Origin of the sequence: Sandarakinorhabdus sp. (genome assembly GCF_031422795.1) — a bacterium.
GTDB lineage: Bacteria > Pseudomonadota > Alphaproteobacteria > Sphingomonadales > Sphingomonadaceae > Sandarakinorhabdus.
Window position 1 is genome coordinate 1 of sequence record NZ_JANPML010000418.1, and the last position, 1,860, is coordinate 1,860.

At 63.4% G+C, this 1,860-nt stretch carries 2 protein-coding genes; one reads left to right on the plus strand and one right to left on the minus strand.

What is annotated here, in order from left to right:
- Positions 1–100: 100 nt before the first annotated feature.
- A complete protein-coding gene (locus RMO81_RS14505; protein WP_310476620.1) occupies positions 101–844 on the minus strand; it encodes a PEPxxWA-CTERM sorting domain-containing protein in 744 nt (247 codons plus the stop codon).
- Positions 845–987: 143 nt separating this feature from the next.
- On the opposite strand from RMO81_RS14505, the gene RMO81_RS14510 reads away from it, so the two are divergent.
- A partial coding sequence (locus RMO81_RS14510) for a D-cysteine desulfhydrase (protein ID WP_310476621.1) occupies positions 988–1,860 on the plus strand: 873 nt, incomplete at its 3' end.

Below are 1,860 nucleotides of genomic sequence, written 5' to 3' on the forward strand. Positions count from 1 at the left end.
CGAAAATGGCATCGCGAACCTGAAGGGCAAATCGGTGCCGCAACGAAAAGGGCCGCCCCGAATGGAGCGGCCCTGCGTGTCTTTCGATCCCGGCCTGGGTTCAGGCAGTGACGGCGCGGCGGCGGCGGGCGGCAGCGCCGACCAGGCCAAAGCCGGCGATCAGCATGGCCCAGCTCGACGGTTCGGGAACGCCGCGTTCGGTGATGTTCCAATCCAGATCGAAGTTGGCGAAGGCGTTGCTGTTGAGGCCGCCACCGGTGTTGCTGAGATTGCCAAAATTGAAGAAGCCGAACGTGTAGCTGGTGTTGGGGTTCAGCGCCACGCTGAAGCTGCCGGTGCCATTGACGGGCTCGATCAGAAACGGGGTGACATTGAACGGCAAACCGCCGCTGCCATAAACACCCTGGATGCCGAAGGTGCTGCCGATTTCGAAGCCGACATTCAGGGTCCACCGACCGTTGAAGGTCGCGGCGTTGGCACCGGTGGTGAAGTTATATTCCCAGTTCGTGGGTGCCAGGTTGGTATTGACCTCCGTGGCACTAGTGCTGCCGGGGTTCACTGCATTCCAGCCCCAGCCCATATTGGCATTGCCCTGAGTGGCGGATGCCCAGGTTGCAACGATACTGTTGGAGGCTGAAACCAGGGCCTGGTCATCTGTCAAAGATGCAGAAGCCGATGCATTGAGTGAGGCCGGCGCACCCGGGCCAGTGTCGGTGTCGGAGTTGGAATTGACTGCCGTTCCAACGGTGACTTGCGCTCCGGCGTTGACGGTACCGCTGTTGGCGGTGATGGCAAGCGCCGGCGTTGATGCCAGCAGTGCCGCAATCAGGATCAAATTCCGCATCGCAAGTTCCCCCATGAAATTGCCACACCTGCTGAACCAGGAACAGCATTTCTTAATATTATACTAATCTAGATGAACCAACAAGCCTGCGGACTTGCGGCGGCCAGTTGCGCAGGCGGTGGCTTCGTGCCACGGGGACGGCCATGAACCTCGCTCGCTTCCCCCGTCGCCGCTACACCCCCGGACACACCCCGCTGGAGCCAATGCCGCGCCTTTCGGCGGCTATCGGCGGCCCGGAATTGTGGATCAAGCGTGACGATCTGCTCGGCCTGGCCGGCGGCGGCAACAAGACGCGCAAGTTGGAATTCCTGATCGCCGATGCGCTGGCCCAGGGCGCCGATACGTTGATCACCGTGGGCGCGCCGCAATCCAACCATTGCCGGCTGACGCTGGCCGCCGCCGCCAAGGAAGGGCTGGCGTGCCGGCTGGTGATTGAAGAGCGGGTGCCGGGCAGTTTCAGCGCGGAAGCACTGGGCAATAATCTGCTGTTTGATCTGATGGGCGCTGCCAGCGTCCGCATGGTCAAGGCCGGCGCCGATCTGGCCGCTGAAATGGCCGAGGAGGCTGCCGCCGTGAAGGCGGCAGGCGGCCATCCTTATATCATCGTTGGCGGTGGTTCCTCGCCGCTGGGTGCGCTGGGCTATGCCGCCTGCGCGCAGGAAATCATGGACCAGGCGTTCGAGATGGGCGTCGCCTTTGATCGCATTGTCGTGGCATCCGGCAGTGCCGGCACCCACAGCGGGTTGATCGCCGGGCTCGTCGCGCTGAACGCCGGCATCCCGGTCACCGGCATCAACGTGCGCCGTCGCCAAGCTGAACAGGAAGCCAATGTGCTGAAGCTGGCGCAGGCGACCGCCGATCTGATGGGCACGCCGCAGCCGCAGGCCGCCGACATCGTGGCGCTGGCGGATTGGGTCGGCCCCGGTTATTCGCTGCCAACCCGCGAGATGGTGGAGGCGGTGCGGCTGCTGGCAGCGCAGGAAGGCATTTTGCTCGACCCGGTTTACAGCGGCAAG